Annotated in this window: 20 protein-coding genes and 1 tRNA gene; 16 read left to right on the forward strand and 5 right to left on the reverse strand. The window is 68.1% G+C overall.

From position 1 onward, the window contains the following. Positions 1 to 131 precede the first annotated feature (131 nt). On the reverse strand, positions 132 to 494 hold the full coding sequence (locus tag DSC_RS01260) for an I78 family peptidase inhibitor (protein ID WP_014159295.1): 363 nt from the start codon (positions 492 to 494) through the stop codon (positions 132 to 134). Positions 495 to 591: 97 nt separating this feature from the next. Between DSC_RS01260 and DSC_RS01265 the strand changes: the two genes are divergently transcribed. Continuing rightward, complete coding sequence (locus DSC_RS01265) at positions 592 to 1713, forward strand: DNA topoisomerase IB (protein WP_014159296.1); 1122 nt, start codon at positions 592 to 594, stop codon at positions 1711 to 1713. 88 nt (positions 1714 to 1801) lie between these two features. Here the strand turns inward: DSC_RS01265 and DSC_RS01270 are convergent, their stop codons facing one another. Continuing rightward, positions 1802 to 2128 (reverse strand): hypothetical protein, encoded by a 327-nt coding sequence (locus DSC_RS01270; RefSeq protein WP_014159297.1) that lies wholly within the window; start codon positions 2126 to 2128, stop codon positions 1802 to 1804. A gap of 324 nt (positions 2129 to 2452) precedes the next feature. Here DSC_RS01270 and trpC point away from each other — a divergent pair, with 324 nt between their 5' ends. Further along, a complete protein-coding gene (gene trpC / locus DSC_RS01275) occupies positions 2453 to 3244 on the forward strand; it encodes an indole-3-glycerol phosphate synthase TrpC (protein ID WP_014159298.1) in 792 nt (263 codons plus the stop codon). Then, on the forward strand, positions 3241 to 3963 hold the full coding sequence (locus tag DSC_RS01280; protein WP_014159299.1) for a haloacid dehalogenase-like hydrolase: 723 nt from the start codon (positions 3241 to 3243) through the stop codon (positions 3961 to 3963). Before trpC ends, DSC_RS01280 begins: the two co-directional genes overlap by 4 nt. A gap of 111 nt (positions 3964 to 4074) precedes the next feature. Here DSC_RS01280 and crp read toward each other — a convergent pair whose 3' ends face one another. Further along, entirely contained in the window at positions 4075 to 4731 is a 657-nt protein-coding gene (gene crp, locus DSC_RS01285; protein ID WP_014159300.1) for a cAMP-activated global transcriptional regulator CRP, read from the reverse strand. 172 nt (positions 4732 to 4903) lie between these two features. On the opposite strand from crp, the gene speD reads away from it, so the two are divergent. After that, complete coding sequence (gene speD, locus DSC_RS01290; RefSeq protein WP_014159301.1) at positions 4904 to 5695, forward strand: adenosylmethionine decarboxylase; 792 nt, start codon at positions 4904 to 4906, stop codon at positions 5693 to 5695. Between the two features lie 292 nt (positions 5696 to 5987). Here speD and coq7 read toward each other — a convergent pair whose 3' ends face one another. Beyond that, positions 5988 to 6632 carry a 2-polyprenyl-3-methyl-6-methoxy-1,4-benzoquinone monooxygenase gene (coq7, locus tag DSC_RS01295; protein WP_014159302.1) on the reverse strand — a complete coding sequence of 215 codons (645 nt, stop codon included), beginning with the start codon at positions 6630 to 6632 and terminating at the stop codon, positions 5988 to 5990. Positions 6633 to 6865: 233 nt separating this feature from the next. Here coq7 and rplM point away from each other — a divergent pair, with 233 nt between their 5' ends. The 6 genes from rplM (at position 6866) to maiA (ending at position 10562) form a co-directional block, all read left to right on the forward strand. Continuing rightward, on the forward strand, positions 6866 to 7294 hold the full coding sequence (gene rplM / locus DSC_RS01300; protein WP_014159303.1) for a 50S ribosomal protein L13: 429 nt from the start codon (positions 6866 to 6868) through the stop codon (positions 7292 to 7294). 2 nt (positions 7295 to 7296) lie between these two features. Further along, on the forward strand, positions 7297 to 7689 hold the full coding sequence (gene rpsI / locus DSC_RS01305; protein WP_014159304.1) for a 30S ribosomal protein S9: 393 nt from the start codon (positions 7297 to 7299) through the stop codon (positions 7687 to 7689). Between the two features lie 53 nt (positions 7690 to 7742). Further along, a tRNA-Gln gene (locus DSC_RS01310) sits at positions 7743 to 7817 on the forward strand. Between the two features lie 204 nt (positions 7818 to 8021). Next, complete coding sequence (locus DSC_RS01315) at positions 8022 to 8759, forward strand: 2OG-Fe dioxygenase family protein (RefSeq protein ID WP_043290301.1); 738 nt, start codon at positions 8022 to 8024, stop codon at positions 8757 to 8759. A gap of 61 nt (positions 8760 to 8820) precedes the next feature. Beyond that, entirely contained in the window at positions 8821 to 9810 is a 990-nt protein-coding gene (locus DSC_RS01320; protein ID WP_014159306.1) for a fumarylacetoacetate hydrolase family protein, read from the forward strand. Positions 9811 to 9884: 74 nt separating this feature from the next. Further along, positions 9885 to 10562, forward strand: coding sequence for a maleylacetoacetate isomerase (gene maiA / locus DSC_RS01325; RefSeq protein WP_014159307.1), 678 nt, complete (start codon positions 9885 to 9887; stop codon positions 10560 to 10562). 21 nt (positions 10563 to 10583) lie between these two features. On the opposite strand, the gene DSC_RS01330 is transcribed toward maiA, so the two are convergent. After that, positions 10584 to 11720: a PilT/PilU family type 4a pilus ATPase gene (locus DSC_RS01330; protein ID WP_014159308.1), complete on the reverse strand. Its 1137-nt coding sequence runs from the start codon at positions 11718 to 11720 to the stop codon at positions 10584 to 10586. Between the two features lie 102 nt (positions 11721 to 11822). Between DSC_RS01330 and DSC_RS01335 the strand changes: the two genes are divergently transcribed. From DSC_RS01335 to DSC_RS01360, 6 genes are all read left to right on the forward strand, one after another. Next, positions 11823 to 12275 carry a DUF4398 domain-containing protein gene (locus DSC_RS01335; RefSeq protein ID WP_083833586.1) on the forward strand — a complete coding sequence of 151 codons (453 nt, stop codon included), beginning with the start codon at positions 11823 to 11825 and terminating at the stop codon, positions 12273 to 12275. Then, on the forward strand, positions 12272 to 13159 hold the full coding sequence (locus tag DSC_RS01340) for an OmpA family protein (RefSeq protein ID WP_014159310.1): 888 nt from the start codon (positions 12272 to 12274) through the stop codon (positions 13157 to 13159). The genes DSC_RS01335 and DSC_RS01340 overlap by 4 nt, the downstream gene beginning before the upstream one ends. Before the next feature lie 731 nt (positions 13160 to 13890). After that, positions 13891 to 14109, forward strand: coding sequence for an HP1242/YdcH family protein (locus DSC_RS01345; RefSeq protein ID WP_014159311.1), 219 nt, complete (start codon positions 13891 to 13893; stop codon positions 14107 to 14109). Between the two features lie 193 nt (positions 14110 to 14302). Continuing rightward, positions 14303 to 15679 (forward strand): pyridoxal-phosphate dependent enzyme, encoded by a 1377-nt coding sequence (locus DSC_RS01350; RefSeq protein ID WP_014159312.1) that lies wholly within the window; start codon positions 14303 to 14305, stop codon positions 15677 to 15679. A gap of 141 nt (positions 15680 to 15820) precedes the next feature. Further along, on the forward strand, positions 15821 to 16069 hold the full coding sequence (locus tag DSC_RS01355) for a type II toxin-antitoxin system ParD family antitoxin (protein WP_043290304.1): 249 nt from the start codon (positions 15821 to 15823) through the stop codon (positions 16067 to 16069). Between the two features lie 3 nt (positions 16070 to 16072). After that, positions 16073 to 16390 (forward strand): type II toxin-antitoxin system RelE/ParE family toxin, encoded by a 318-nt coding sequence (locus DSC_RS01360; protein WP_014159314.1) that lies wholly within the window; start codon positions 16073 to 16075, stop codon positions 16388 to 16390.

A 16390-nucleotide genomic window follows, 5' to 3' on the forward strand; every position in this document is an offset into this window, starting at 1 on the left:
GATGACACCACAGGTGGTGCGTCGCCGCAACGGGCGCGCCAAGATGGTGCGGTGACGGTTGCAGGAGCAACGAAAATTGCGTGCCGCCGCGCTGCCGAAACGGCCCCAGGCCGCGCTGCGCGTTGACCGCTTCAGCCGCAGCGCACCGACACCACCATGCCCTTTTCGTCCAGCTCGATGTTAAGGCGCGCGGCGTTGAATTCCATGCTCACCGGCTGGTCCGGCTTGAGCAGGCGCACGCTGGTGGCGCGCGCATCGGTCCTGGCCTGGTCGGCATCGGCCTGGCCGGGCGTCTTGCCGACCAGCCACTGGGCCTGGGTGGCATCGCAGGCATCGGCATCGGCCGGCGGCGGCGCTTCGGGCGCGCGCGAGGCCTGGGCGCGGGCGCGCTGTTCGGCTTGCGCCAGTGCCTGTTGCTGTTCGTCCGGCGGTGGTGCGCCACAGGCAGCCAGGGCCAGGATCAGCAGGGATAGCGGCAGGACGGGGCGTGACATCGCAAGGACTCCAGGGCCGGCAGAGCCTGAATGTTACTAAGCCGGCCTGGCAACGCTTGACGGGGGCTTCATGGCGGGCACGACACCGTGCCGCGACATGGTCAGATCCGATCGCGCCGCCGCTGCAGCTTGCGCTTGCTCCAAGGCCCCTGCGCCTTCGCAAGCCGCCGACATCGCCAGGCTGGCCGGCCTGGTCTACGTCACCGATGCCGATCCGGGCTACGCACGCCGGCGCGCGGGCAAGGGGTTCAGCTACCGCGATCGGCAGGGCCATGCGGTGCGCGATGCGGCGACCCTGGCGCGCATCGGCGCGCTGGCCATTCCACCGGCCTACACCGAGGTGTGGATCTGCATGGATGCGCGCGGCCACCTGCAGGCCACCGGGCGCGATGCGCGCCGGCGCAAGCAGTACCGCTACCATCCGCGCTGGATCGAGGTCAGCGGCGAGGGCAAGTACGACCGGATCGTGCAGTTCGGTGCGACCCTGCCCAGGCTGCGTCGGCGCCTGCGCCAGGACCTGGGCCTGCCCGGCTTTCCGCGCGAGAAGGTGCTGGCGATCGTGGTGGCGGTGATGGCCGAGACCCTGGTGCGCGTCGGCAACGCAACCTACGCGCGCGACAACCGTTCCTTCGGCCTGACCACGCTGCGCAACCGGCATGCGGCCTTCGCCCGCGACCGGGTGCGGCTGCAGTTTCGCGGCAAGGGCGGGCTGGAGCATGACATCGGCATCGATGATGCGCGTCTGGTCAAGCTGATCCGTGCGGTCCAGCACCTGCCGGGGCAGGCCCTGTTTCAGTACCGCGACGATGAGGGCACGCTGCAGCCGGTCGATTCGGGTCAGGTCAACGCCTACCTGCGTCAGGTGATGGGGCAGGACTTCACCGCCAAGGATTTCCGCACCTGGGGCGGGACGCTGGCTGCGTTCAAGCTGCTGGCCGCCACACCGGTGCCCGCGCCGCCCAGCAAGGCCGCGCTGACCCGCGCCAGGAACGCGGTGATCAAGGAGGTGGCCCGGGCGTTGGGCAACACCCCTGCGGTGGCGCGCAAGGCCTACATCGACCCGTGCATGTTCCAGGCCTGGGAAGACGGGCGGCTGCAGACGCTGGCCGCCACCGTGCGTGGCCAGCGCCAGTGGGAACAGGCCGCGCTCAAGCTGCTGTCCAGGGTGCACAAGGTGTCACTGCGCAGCGCGCGCAAGGTAGCCGCGGCCACACGCTGAAACGGCCGGCGTTGCACGCCGGCCGGATGGCACAGGGTCAAGGGCCACGCCGGCCCGCGCGGGCGGCCGACGGCGCGGGCGGTCACGCTCAGCTGGACGCGACCTGGGTGCCGCTGCAGGTAATGGCGGTGATGGCGTTGTTGTCGCTGATCTGCACGTTGACCGACGAGCCGCCCTCGGTCACCCCTTGCTGCCCTTCGCCGGTGGTCAGGGCGGTGCTGTCGCTGTCCACGCGGATGCGCTCCAGCGTCGGCTGCGCCGCGGCCAGGCCAACCGCGCCCTTGACCATGTCGGTGTGGCAGGTGCCGGAGATGGTGCCGTCCAGCGGCTCGAAGGCCAGCGGTGCCGAGGCACAGGCGGACAGGGCAAGTGGCAGGGCAACGGCAGCGGCAACGGCGACAAGAGCAAGGCGCATCTGAATCTCTCCGGTAGGGCGCGAACGGCGGCAGCATTGCCGGTGGCGTGTTGCCGGATGATGAAGCCGCCTGTCGCCGCGGCCACGGACGCGTCGTGCCCGCACAGCCTTGCAGCGGCGGGGGCGGGTTTCACCCTCCGCGGCCGCCGCGCCCCGGCCTGCTTCCTCCGGCCGCGGGCGGCGATGCCCGGTGGCCGGCCGGCACGGCGCACACGGGCCGCCGGTTTGCGCGCGGGCGGCCTGACTGACCGGTCAAGGCCTGCCGATGACGACAGTGCGACAATGCCGCTTCCAGCCGCCGACCGGCGGGACACGGCCGATTCCATGAGCGACATCCTCGACACCATCCTGGCCCGCAAGCGCGAGGAAATCGCCGCGCGCGGCGCGCGGGTCCCGCTGCACGAGCTGATCGCGCGCGCGCGCGATGCTTCGCCGGTGCGTGGCTTTGCCGATGCGTTGCGTCGCACGATCGCCGGCGGCGATGCCGGGGTGATCGCCGAGGTCAAGAAGGCCAGCCCCTCCAAGGGCGTGATCCGGCCCGACTTCAATCCGGCCGAGATCGCGGTGAGCTACCAATTCGGCGGCGCCTCGTGCCTGTCGGTGCTGACCGACGTGGATTTCTTCCAGGGCGCCGATGCCTACCTGCAGCAGGCGCGCGAGGCCTGCACCCTGCCGGTGCTGCGCAAGGACTTCACCATCGACCCCTACCAGGTCTACGAAGCGCGCGTGCTGGGCGCCGACTGCATCCTGCTGATCGTGGCCGCGCTGGAGGACCGGCAGCTGGTGTCGCTGGCCGACCTGGCCATGCAGCTGGGCATGGACGTGCTGGTGGAAGTGCACGACATCGACGAGCTGGAGCGCGCGCTGCAGGTGCCGGCGCCGCTGCTGGGCATCAACAACCGCAACCTGCGCACCTTCGAGGTGTCGCTGCACAACACCCTGGAGATGAAGGGCGCGGTGCCGCGCGACCGGATCCTGGTGACCGAGAGCGGCATCGCCACCGGCGATGACGTGGCGATGCTACGCGGGCAGGGGGTACACGCGTTCCTGGTCGGCGAAACCTTCATGCGCGCGCCCGAGCCGGGCGAGGCGCTGCGCCAGCTGTTCTTCGCATGAGCGCGCCCGGCCCGTATCCGGTGCCCGCCGCCGACGCGCCGGTGGTGGTGTTCGACTTCGACCACACCCTGTACGACGGCGACTCGGGCAGCCACCTGTTCGCCTGGCTGATCAAGCGCAGCTGGCTGCGCCTGGCCGCCGCGCTGCTGGCCACGCCGCTGCTGGGGCCGCTGGTGGCGCTGCTGCCCACGCGCCGGCGCGGCATCTCCGGCTATGTGTGGATCGCCACCTTCGGCCTGCGTCGGCGACGCGACCTGGACGAACTGATCGACCGCTACGTGGTGGCCAACCGCGAACGGGTGCACCAGCGGCTGTTGCCGCTGGCGCTGGAGGTGCTCACCGCGCATCGTGCCGCCGGCGACCGGGTGGTGGTGGCCACCGGCGCGCCGCCGGAGCTTGCCCGGGCGGCCCTGTCCTTCGTCGCCCACCAGGACGTACCGGTGATCGGCACCGTGGTCGGACCGAGCTGTGGCGCGGTCATCGCCCGCCGCCACTGCCACCACGACGAAAAGATGCGGATGCTGCGCGAGCGCGGCTATGGCCAGGTCGCCGTGGCCTACAGTGACAGCACCGCCGACCTGCCGCTGCTGGAGGCCGCCGCGCGGCCCGTGGTGGTCAACCCGAAGGCCGACAAGGTCGCGCTGTTTCGCCAGCGGCTGCCGGCCGGCACGCCGATCCTCAACTGGGGCTGCCGCGACCGCGGCGGGGACCCGGTGTAGGGCTCGCCCCGGATCAAGTCACTCCACCGGGGGGGGGGCGTGACAGCGCCCTGGGCAAGGGGCGCGGGGATCGGAAACGGATGAATCTTGGCGCTGTGCGCGAATGCGCAATCAGCGCGTGCCGTACAGCACGATCGTCTTGCCGCGTGCATGCAGCACACCATCGGCCTGCAGCTTCTTCAGCACCCGTCCGGCCATCTCGCGCGAGCAGCCGACCAGCCGGGCCAGCTCCTGGCGCGACACGCGCATCTGCGTGCCCTGCGGATGGCTCATCGCCTCCGGCTCGTGGGCCAGGTCGTGCAGGGTGCGGACGATGCGGTCGGTCACATCCAGAAACGCCAGGCGGCTGGCCTTGCGGCTGGTATCCAGCAGTCGGCGCGAGAGCTGGGCGCCGATGGCGAACAGCAGCTTGGCCGCGTCCGAGGCCAGCTGACCGCCAAACAACTGGTGCAGGCGCTCGTAGCTGATCTCGGCCAACTCGCACTGGGTGCGGGTGCGCAGGATGACCTCACGCCGGTCCGACTCGATGAACAGGCCCATCTCGCCGACGAACTCGCCGGGCCCGAAATAGCCCAGCACCAGCTCACGGTCTTCCTCTTCCTCGGCCAGGATGCTCACCGAGCCGCTGACCACGTAATACAGGGTGCCGGCCGGATCACCGGGGCGGAACACGTCGGCGCGCGCGGGGTAGCGGCGCCGATGGCTGTTGGAGAGGAACGACTCGATGGTCGTCAAATCCGGGATCAGGGCACTGGCCGGGGAACGCATCAGACTCGGGGGAAGACCTGCTTTCATGGCAGCTCATGAAGTGAAGCGAATGGTCTCGAGCTTAGTCTGAATGGGACAACGGCGGCAATGTCCGTCGCGCTGTCATTTCACGGTCAGCGCGTTTGCCGCATAATTCGACCCTTCACCGTTTTCTTAGCGAAGGTCCATCGCCGTGGTCAAACCACTGCCGCGCCTGAGGCTGCAGGGCTTCAACAACCTCACCAAGGCGCTGAGCTTCAACATCTACGACGTCTGCTATGCGGTGTCCGAGGACGAGCGTCAGCGTTACATCGAATACATCGATGAGGAATACAACGCCGATCGCCTGACCCAGATCCTTACCGATGTGGCCGAGATCATCGGCGCCAACATCCTCAACGTGGCCCGCCAGGACTACGACCCGCAGGGCGCGTCGGTGACCATCCTCATCTCCGAGGAACCGGTCATCGACAAGGCCGCCGCCAAGGGTGTGATCTCCGATGCGGTGGTTGCGCACATGGACAAGAGCCACATCACCGTCCACACCTACCCGGAAACCCACCCCCAGGCCGGCATTGCGACCTTCCGCGCGGACATCGACGTGGCCACCTGCGGGGTGATCTCGCCGCTGAAGGCGCTGAACTACCTGATCGAGTCGTTCGAGTCGGACATCGTGATCATGGATTACCGCGTCCGTGGCTTCACCCGCGACATCAAGGGCAAGAAACACTACATCGATCACAAGATCAACTCGATCCAGGACTTCGTGGCCAAGAACATCAAGTCGCGCTACGAGATGATCGACGTCAACGTCTACCAGGAAAACATCTTCCACACCAAGATGCACCTGACCGACTTCGACCTGGACCAGTACCTGTTCGAGGAAAAGGCCCGCAACCTCTCGTTCAAGGAGCGGATGAAGATCGAGAACCTGCTGCGCCGGGAGATCGAGGAACTTTTCCACGGACGCAACCTGGCCGAGTGATCGCCGCAGGGAGAACCCCATCGCGCTGTCTGCTAGACGCGTTCGGAGCCCCCTCTCCCCCGCTCGCGGGGGAGAGGGGGCAAAATCCCAGCGATGCGGCCGTAGGGCCCATGGCCGCGATGGGCTTTCCCGCAGGAGCGGACCGAAGGGCCGCGAGAGGCTTTACCGGGAACGCCCCATCGCGCCCCTGCGGTGCTCCTACGAGAAGCGGGATATCACCGGAGGTCAAGAAGCGGGATATCACCGGAGGTCAAGGGGGTGATCGACGCTCGTGCGGCTAAACCGCTTGCGCTTACAGCCGGTAGGCCACCGTCTTCATCACCTGCGAGGCCAAGCGCATCACCCCGGGGATGGGGGAGGGCAGCAGGCGCGCGCCGGCGTGTTCGGCGTTGTCGGCATGACGGGCCTCGTCGGCCTTCATCACCCGCAGCACATCGCGGCTGCGCAGATCGGCCGGCGGCAGGATGTCCAGATGTTGGTCCAGGTGGGCTTCGACCTGTCGCTCGGTCTCGACCACGAATCCCAGGTTCCAGCCATCGCCGCGCAGCCCGGCCAGCAGGCCGATCGCGTAGCTGCCGCCATACCAGAGCGGGTTGAACACGCTGGGGCGGCTGTCCAGTTCGCGCAGACGCCGGGCGCACCAGGCCAGGTGGTCGGTTTCCTCCTGCGCCGCTTCGCCCAGGCGGGCGCGGGTGTCCGGATCGCGGGCCACGGCGGCCTGGCCCGAATACAGCGCCTGGGCGCAGACCTCGCCGACGTGGTTGATCCGCATCAGGCCGGCGGCGTGGCGGCGTTCGGCCTGGTCCAGGGCAATGTCGGGCGTGGCGCCGGCCGGGTAGGGGCGCTGCGCGCGCGGATCCCCGAAGGTGGTTTCCAGGGCGTGCTGGGTCTGGGCCAGGAATTGGTCGATGAGGGAATGCTGGCGGGTGGCGGTCATGGCGGTTGCAGGCCGTGGCGCTGCGGAGCAGCAACGGCCCATGTTCCCCCGCGGCGACCGGGATGCCAAGCCCGGATGCCCTGTCCCGACTCCGACAGTCAGTCTTGCAAGCAGCCGGGCAGCCCCGTACAATCCCGCCTCTTCGCGTTTCACCCTTCACAACGCGTGGCAAAGTTCCGCACGGGGCAAGGCCCTGGGCGCAATCCGCCCGACCAGACACAAGAGCTTCTTTCATGAGCACGTTCACCGCAAAGAACGAGACCGTCCAGCGCGACTGGTTCCTCGTCGACGCCTCGGGCAAGACCCTGGGTCGTCTGTCCACCGAGCTGGCCCGCCGTCTGCGTGGCAAGCACAAGCCGGTTTATACCCCGCACGTTGATACCGGCGACTATCTGGTCGTCATCAACGCCGAGAAGATCACGGTGACCGGCAAGAAGCTCACCGACAAGAAATATCACCGCTTTACCGGTTACATCGGTAACCTGAAGACCGAGACCCTGCAGCAAGCGCTGGAGCGTCACCCGGAACGGGTGATCGAGACCGCCGTCAAGGGCATGCTGCCGAAGGGCCCGCTGGGCCGCGCCATGTACCGCAAGCTCAAGGTCTACGCCGGTTCCAACCATCCGCACGCCGCGCAGCAGCCGCAGGTCCTGGATATCTAAACATGCCTATCACTCAGAACTACGGCACTGGCCGTCGCAAGTCCTCCACCGCCCGCGTGTTCCTGCGCAAGGGCACCGGCAAGATCACCGTCAACGACCGTCCGCTGGACGAGTTCTTCGGCCGTGAGACCGCGCGCATGATCGTGCGCCAGCCGCTGGAGCTGACCAACAACACCGAGAGCTTCGACATCCTGGTGACCGCCGCCGGCGGTGGCACCACCGGCCAGGCTGGCGCGATCCGCCTGGGCATTGCCCGCGCGCTGGTCGAGTACGACCAGACCCTCAAGACCGAGCTGCGCAAGGCCGGCTTCATGACCCGCGACGCGCGCGAAGTCGAGCGCAAGAAGGTCGGCCTGCACAAGGCACGTCGCGCGACCCAGTTCTCCAAGCGCTGATCGGCTTCTGCTTTTCAAGCGGCGGCGCTACAATCGCCGCTCGGGTTTTCCACAGCCCCGTCGCCAAGCGGTAAGGCACCTGACTCTGACTCAGGCATTCGGAGGTTCGAATCCTTCCGGGGCTGCCAGATACAAAGGAAAAGACTCGCTTCGGCGGGTCTTTTTTTTGCGTTTGCTCTGGTGCCGAAGTGGGCGCGGCGCATCTTGCGCGCGCCAGCGTGGCGTGCCTGCGTGCAGGCACGCGTGGCCCGGGCCAACCGCACCGGCGGTGTAGAATCGCGACGCTTCCGCGGCCGCCTGCGCCGCCGATTTTCGACCGGTACGGCCCTGCCATGAGTGGTTCCCCGCCTCCTCCCCTGACGCCGGCCACGGAGGTCATCGGGCGCATGCGCCTGCAGGGCTATGCGGTGCTCGATCGCGATGCGGTGTGTGGCCTTGCCAGTTGCGATGCCGCGCAGCTGGCGGCACTGGCACCGGGCTGGGACGACCTGGCGCTGGACACCTATCTGCGCGATGGCGGGCGCTATCGTCGTCGTCGCCACGCCTGCTTCGTGCAGGATGCCGATGCGCTGGTGCAGGCGCCGCACCGCGCGCACTGGCAGTCGCAGGATTACAACGCCCTGCACGGCGGCATGCACCGCTGGTTCGAGCCGGTGGCCGATGCCACGCTGGCGCAGCCGGCCTGGGCAGGCCTGATCCGGGGCTTCGGCAAGCTGCTGACGCAGCTGCGTGGGCAGTCGCGCTGGTATGTGGAAGCACACCAGTTCCGGATCGACACCACCGACGGCATCGGTCGGCCGACGCCGGAAGGGGCGCACCGGGACGGTGTGGATTTCGTGGTGGTGCTGCTGGTCGACCGGGTCGACGTCAAGGGCGGTGAGACCCGCGTGTTCGAGGCCGATGGCACCCAGGGCCAGCGCTTCACCCTGGGCCAGCCATGGTCGGCGCTGCTGCTGGACGATGCCCGCGTGATCCACGAATCCACCCCGATCCAGCCGCTGGCCGAGGCGGGGCATCGCGACACGCTGGTACTGACCTACCGCGCCGGCGCCTTCCAGGGCGAGGACTGAGCGTCTTCCGCCGGTTTCGTTACAATCGAAACGATTTGCCCAAGGGCGCGGAGGACGGCAGATGAAACTGGGTTCCCTGAAGGAAGGCGGCCGCGACGGCACGCTGGTCGTGGTTTCGCGCGACCTGACCCGCGCCGTGCGCGCCAGCGGCATCGCCCCGACCCTGCAGCGGGCGCTGGACGACTGGGCGCGCCTGGCCCCGCGCCTGCAGGCGCTTTCGGCCGCGCTGGACGCCGGCCAGGCCGATGGCGAATTCGACCTGGACTTCAACGCGCTGGCCGCACCCCTGCCACGTGCCTATGAATTCGTCGACGGCAGCGCCTACCTGGCGCATGTCGAACGCGTGCGCCAGGCGCGTGGGGCGCAGGTGCCGGAGAGCTTTTACACCGATCCGCTGATGTACCAGGCCACCAGTGGCGGCTTCCTGGGCCCGCGCGAGCCGATCCGCGTGGTCAGCGAGGAGGACGGCATCGACCTTGAGGCCGAAGTCGTGGTGGTCACCGGCGATGTGCCCATGGCAGTCGATGCGGCCCAGGCCAGCGCGCACATCCTGCTGGTCGGGCTGGTCAACGACGTGTCCCTGCGCAATCTGATCCCCGGCGAGCTGGCCAAGGGCTTCGGCTTCCTCCAGGCCAAGCCGCGCTCGGCGCTGTCGCCGGTGCTGGTGACCCCCGACGAGCTGGGCGAGGCCTGGGCCGGTCACAAGCTGCACCTGGCGATGCAGACGCACATCAACGGCGCCTGGTTTGGCGCGCCCGAGGCCGGGGTGGACATGCAGTTCGATTTCGCCCAGCTCATCGCCCACGCCGCGCGCACCCGGCCGCTGGTGGCCGGCACGCTGGTGGGTTCGGGCACGATTGCCAACCACGACACCGGCAAGGGCGCTTCATGCCTGGCCGAGCAGCGCACCGTGGAAACCCTGCGCGACGGGCAGCCTGCGACGCCATTCCTGTGCTTTGGCGACACCGTGCGTATCGAGATGCGTGCGCGCGATGGAAGCCCGGTTTTCGGGGCGATCGAACAGCGCATCGAACGCCAGCCTTTGCCGTAGCGCATTCAAGTCCCACAATGGGTCACCGGGCATCGCCACCGCGAGGCCTCCGATCGAATCGAGGGTGTCTGCGCGTGGCCGAGCTCTTGCGGCTGTATTCCTACTGGCGTTCCAGCGCCGCCTACCGGGTCCGGATCGGCCTCAACCTGAAAGGGCTGCGCTACGAGCTGATCCCGATGCACCTGGTGCGCGACGGCGGCCAGCAGCACCAGCCCGAGTACGCCAGGCTCAATCCGCAGCGCATGGTGCCCACGCTGATGCACGGCGGGCGGGTGATGCGCCAGTCGCTGTCGATCCTGGAATACCTGGACGAAAGCTGGCCCGAACGCCCGCTGCTGCCGGCCACCGCGCGCGACCGTGCTCGGGTGCGCGCGCTGTCGCAGCTGGTGGCTGCCGACATCCATCCGCTCGACAACCTGCGCGTGCGTCGGTATTTCGAAGAGGAATGGGGGGTGCCGCCGGTCGAGCGCGATGCCTGGATGCGGCACTGGATCGCCGAGGGCTTCCAGGCCCTGGAAACCCTGCTGGCCGACGACCTGGCCACCGGCACCTATTGCCATGGCGAGGCGCCGGGCATGGCCGACTGCTGCCTGGTCCCGCAGGTCTACAGCGCGCGCCGGTTTGGCCTGGACATGTCCGCCTGGCCGACCATCACCCGGATCGAGCAGGCGTGCATGGCGCTGCCGGCGTTCGGCCAGGCCAGCCCCGAGCAGCAGCCCGACGCTCCGCAGGCGCAGGCCGCCAGCGCCTGACCTCGCGCAGGCCGCGCGCGTTCAGCCGAAGCCGTGGGTGATGGTCGCCGGCGAACCGCTTTCGTACAGGTCCGCGTAGGGATCGTGTTCGCCGCTGGCGCCCTCGGACAGGCGGAACTTGAGTGCCAGGCCGTCGCGCGAGTCGGCTGCGCGCAGCGCTTCCTCCTGCACGATCTTGCCTTCCTTGACCATGCGGAACAGGCACTGGTCGAAGGATTCCATGCCTTCTTCCAGCGATTCTTCCATCGCCTGCTTGATCTCGTGGACCTGGCCACGACGCAGCAGGTCACGGATCACCGGGGTGTTGATCAGCACTTCGGCGGCCGGGAGGCGGCGGCCATCGACGCCCTTGACCAGGCGCTGGGAGACCACCGCGCGCAGGTTCAGCGCCAGGTTCATCAGTACATTCTTGTGCGCGGTCTCGGGGAAGAAGTTGAGGATCCGCTCGATGGTCTGGTCGGCGTTGTTGGAGTGCAGCGTGGCCAGGCACAGGTGGCCGGTCTCGGCAAAGGCGATGGCCGCCTCCATCGTGGTGGCGTCCAGGATTTCGCCGATCAGGATCACGTCCGGCGCTTCGCGCATCGCGTTCTTCAGCGCGTTGTGGAAGGCGTGGGTATCCAGGCCGACCTCGCGCTGGTTGACGATCGACTGCTTGTGCTTGTGCAGGTATTCGATCGGGTCCTCGATGGTGAGGATGTGGCCGGTGGTGCTCGCGTTGCGGAAGTCGATCATCGAGGCCAGCGAGGTGGACTTGCCCGAGCCGGTCGAGCCGACCAGCAGGACCAGCCCGCGCGGGGTCATGATGATGTCCTTGAGCACCTGTGGCAGCCGCAGTTCCTCGATCGAGGGGATCTTGCTGCGGATGGCACGGATGACCATGCCCACCTCGCCGCGCTGCTTGAACACATTCACCCGGAAACGTCCGGCCTCGGCCAGGGCCACGGCCATGTTCAGTTCCAGGTCGCGCTCGAACTGCGGCACCTGGCCCTCGTCCATCAGCGAGTAGGCGATCTTCTTGACCATGCCCGGTGGCAGGCCGGTGTTGCCCAGGGGATAGAGCTTGCCTTCGATCTTGATGTAGACGGGCGCGCCGGTGGTCAGGAACATGTCCGACGCGTTCTTTTCCGTCATCAGCTTGAGGAAATAGCCGATGTCCATGATGAGCCCCTGCTGGCTGGTGCCTCCGCGCGCATTGCAAGTGCGCCGCGGGCCTGACGACAATGGCCGCGGATTCCCCCTGAAAACCGCGTGCCTCAAATGATGATTGGTAGCTTCGCACAAATCCCGGTGCTGCTGTGTGCGGCCGCTCTAGCCCTGGTGGCGGTGCCGCCGGCCCACGCGCAGGACGCGGCGCTGGCCGAACTGGCCTCGGCCCAGGCTGCGGTCCAGCGCGCCACCGATGCCGATGCCGATCAGTACGCGCGGGACCTGATCGGCGCCGCGCGCGACAAGGTGTCCCAGGCCCAGGCGCTGGCCCAGACCCGCAGTGGCCGCAGGCAGGCGCCACTGCTGGCCGGGCAGGCGCAGGCCGACGCCGATCTGGCGCGTGCGCGCAGCAACCAGGCCGTCGCCCAGGCCAGGCTCGCCCAGGCCCAGGCCGAAGTCGAACGCTTGCAGCAGGCACTGGCCGCGCCGCCGCCGGCTCCATCGCCGTTGCCACCTCGGGATGCCCTGCCACCGCTGCCCCTGGCTTCCCCGGAGGCGACGCCATGAATGCGAATGTTTTCCGGAACCTGGTCCTGGCACTGCTGCTGGGCGTCGCCGGCGCGGCCTTGGCCGCCGACGATGCGGTGGTGGCCCAGCTCGATGCGCGCCTGAGCGCGCTGGATGCCGACCCCGACCTGCGCGAGCTCGGCGCCTACGAGCGCCTGCAGGCCGTGCAGGCGATCGCCCGCTATGCCGATTCAAGCCGCAGCGAGCGCGATGCGCTGCTGTACATCGCCCAGCGTCGGGTGGAGATCGCCGAGCTTGCGGCCCAGACCGCCCAGCTCAACCGCCAGGCCGATGCGCTGGAGCGCACCCGCAACGAGCTGCTGCTGGAAGCCAGCCGCCGCGAGATCGCCCGCGCCCACCAGGAGGCCGAGCGCCTGCGCGTGCAGCAGCAGATCCAGGCCGAAGAAGCCGAGCGCCTGCGCCAGCAGGCCCAACTCGAGACCGCCACGCAGGCCGAGCAGGCGCTGACCAGCGCGACCGACGCCCAGCAGGCCAAGCTCACCGCCGCACGCCGCAAGGCCGCTTCGCTGGCCCGCCAGGAAGCCGAGCTGGTCTCCGGCGCCAAGCTGCCTCCGTCCAGCTTCAATGCCGATGGCTCCGAACGTTTCGTGCTGCCGGCCAGCATGTTCGAAGCCGACAAGGCCGCCCTGTCGGCGACCGGCAAGTCGGCGGCCAAGGCGCTGGCCGCCTATCTGGAGGCCACCCCGGGCGCCAGGCTGCGGGTGGAGGGCTACGGCGACAAGCAGACCCCGGGCGCCCGCCGCTCGGCCGCACTGCGTTCGGCCCTGATCGCCGCCGGCGTCCCCGAGGCCAGGGTCGTCGATGGTGGCGGCAAGGGCACCGGTACCCCGCAGCGCGCCGCCGCGGTGGTCTTCACGCTTTAGGGCGAGCGAAGATCTGCTGCAGGGCGACTGTCCTGCGTGGGCGCCGTCCGCGCTCTGCCCCCTCTCCCCCGCTCACGGGGGAGAGGGCCGGGGTGAGGGGGCATCGAAGCCAGCCCAGGTGATGAACGGCGGCACGTTCCCAAGCCGACGGCAAGCCCCGCGTTTTCGTCGTCGCTCCCGAGCGATGGCAACATGCGGTCGATGGCCCTCGACATTCCGAGCCGATGGCGCCGTGCCAGTTCGCGCCCAGGCCCGCGCCAGCGCCGTGCGCGCCAATGGCGCGCAAACCGTGCCTTCTCGCCCCGCAGGCCGGAGAGAAGGAGCAATGCTGCTTCCAGATCGGGTCACCAGTTTGCAGGCAGGCCTGCTCGAAAGAGAACGCTGGCCTTCCTGAAATTCAATTTAAATATCAGGAAGTTATTCGTTTTCTGTGGTCGCCTTCGCGGTCCGGCCGAAACCGGCTGCGCAGCTCGTCGGTTCGCGGCGCGAATGGCGCCGTGAACCCTTGTCGGCCCCCCGGGGCAGGAGTAGGGTCGTATTCCCAGGCCGGTCACCACCACCCGCCTGGACTGACGGAAGACGCCGAGCCCATGCAGCCGATACCCGACCCCCACCCCGCCAGCCGTGCACGCCCATGCCGGGCGTCGGTCCGCTATCCGGTGCTTCCCCACGCCGCGCCCCGTGCCTTTGAAGCGGCCGGGGCGTTCGCATTTCAACTGAAGGAGACTCCCATGTTCGAAGGGCAACCACAGTCCGAAATCGAGGCAATGATCAAGGCCGACCCCGAGTTCAAGCAGCTCTACGAGCGCCACCGCAAGCTCGACAAGAAGGTCACCGATGCCGAGCTGGGCATCCTGCCGATCGACGAAACCAGGCTTGGACAGATGAAACGCGAGAAGCTCCTGGCCAAACAGCGCCTGCTGCGCAAGTACGACGCCGCACCGCACTGAGTTCACCGTCGCCGGTGGCGGCGCTTCCTCGTCCGATGCCGGCACCCGCGCAACTTGCAGCCATCGCCAGCGGCGGCCCGAACAGGCCGCCGTTGCCGTGTACGGGTCCGCAGGGCCGCTGCCGCGCGCCGGACAGGTCTCGCGCGCGGCAATGCCATAATCGGCGATCCCGAACGACGAGCTGACCTCCCGCATGGCGATCCATTCCTCGGTCCTGGACCTGATCGGCCGCACCCCCATCGTCAAGGCGCAGCACCTGGACACCGGTCCGTGCGCGCTGTATCTGAAGCTGGAGAGCGCCAACCCGGGCGGCTCGATCAAGGACCGCATCGGCCTGTCGATGATCACCGCGGCCGAAGCGCGCGGCCAGATCAAGCCTGGCGACACGCTGGTGGAAGGCACCGCCGGCAACACCGGCCTGGGGCTGGCGCTGGTGGCCCAGCAGAAGGGCTACCGCCTGATCCTGGTGGTCCCGGACAAGATGAGCCGGGAAAAGATCTTCAACCTCAAGGCGATGGGCGCCGAGGTGCTGCTGACCCGCTCGGACGTGGCCAAGGGCCACCCCGAGTACTACCAGGACCTGGCCGCGCGCATCGCCAGCCAGACCCCGGACGCCTACTTCATCAACCAGTTCGGCAACCCGGACAACCCGGCCGCGCACGAGTTCGGCACGGGCCCCGAGATCCTGGCGCAGATGGACGGCCCGCTGGACGCCATCGTCTTCGGTTGCGGCAGCTCGGGCACCATGACCGGCCTGTCGCGCGCCTTCGCCACCGCCTCGCCGCATACCGAGCTGGTGCTGGCCGACCCGGTCGGTTCGATCCTGGCCGAGTACATCAACCAGGGCACGCTGAGCCAGAAGTCCGGCAGCTGGCTGGTGGAAGGCATCGGCGAGGATTTCCTGCCGCCGATCTCGGATTTTTCCCGGGTCAGCAAGGCCTATGCGATCCCGGACAAGGAGAGCTTTTTGACTGCGCGCGAGCTGCTGGCCAAGGAAGGCATCCTCGGCGGCTCCTCGACCGGCACGCTGCTGGCCGCGGCGCTGCGCTACTGCCGCGAGCAGACCACCCCGAAGAAGGTGCTGGTGTTGGTCTGCGACACCGGCAACAAGTACCTGTCCAAGATGTACAACGACTACTGGATGCTGGACAACGGCTTCATCGAACGCCCGCAGCACGGCGACCTGCGCGACCTGATCCTGCGTCCGTACAGCCAGAAGGACACGGTGGTCGTGTCCCCGACCGACCTGCTGACCACCGCCTACCAGCGCATGAAGCTCTACGACGTCTCGCAGCTGCCGGTGATGGATGGCGAGAAGCTGGTCGGCATCATCGACGAGTCCGACGTGCTGCTGCACGTGTACGGCGACGAGGCGCGCTTCGGCGACCCGGTGGCCACCGCGATGGTCAGCAAGCTGGAACAGCTGGACGTGGCCTCGCCGATCGAGGCGCTGCTGCCGGTGTTCGACCGCGGCCAGGTGGCCATCGTCACCGATCGGACGACCGACAGGTTCCTGGGCCTGATCACCCGCATCGACCTGCTGAACTATCTGCGCCGGCGCGTGCAGTAGAACCTTTCGCCTTCTCCCGCTTGCGGGGGAAGGGGCCCGGGCCGATGGAGCAAGCGGCCTGACCCAAGTGGAATCCAGGGTTGCATGCGTGCCGGGTATGTCAGAAACTGCCACGATCCAGCATACACAGTGGCGTCTCCCATGCCGAACATTCATCTGACCGGCCCCATGCAGGAGTATGTGCGCGGGCAGATCGCGTCCGGGGCTTACGCCAATCTCAGCGAGGTCGTCCGTGCCGGCCTTCGCCTGTTGATGGAAAAGGACGGCGCGCGCCAGTTCTATGCGCTAAAAGCCGACCTGGAGCGCGCCGTGGCCGATGTCGAAGCAGGGCATTTCGAGCCGTTCGATGCATATGCCTTCGAGCCGGAAGCGTTCGAGCGCCAAGGCTGACCCATGCGGCTTTCCCGCCTGGTGCGAGCCGACCTCGAAGACATTCGCAGCTACACGGTGAAGCAATGGGGGCGGACGCAGTGGTTGGCCGACTATCGCCAGATCGTTGCCGCCTTCGAGCGCATCGATCAAGCTCCCGAGCTTGGGCGCGACCGTAGCCTGTTCGCCGAAGGAATGCGCTCGCTCAGCTGCGCCAGGCATGTCGTTTTCTACAAGCGCATTTCAACTGCGGACAATGCGCTGGTCGTGCTGCGCATCATCCATCAACAGCGCAACCTGCCAGCACTGGCGTACTACGATGACCTCGATGCGCCGGACTGA

It is taken from the genome of Pseudoxanthomonas spadix BD-a59 (assembly GCF_000233915.3).
Taxonomy (GTDB): domain Bacteria; phylum Pseudomonadota; class Gammaproteobacteria; order Xanthomonadales; family Xanthomonadaceae; genus Pseudoxanthomonas_A; species Pseudoxanthomonas_A spadix.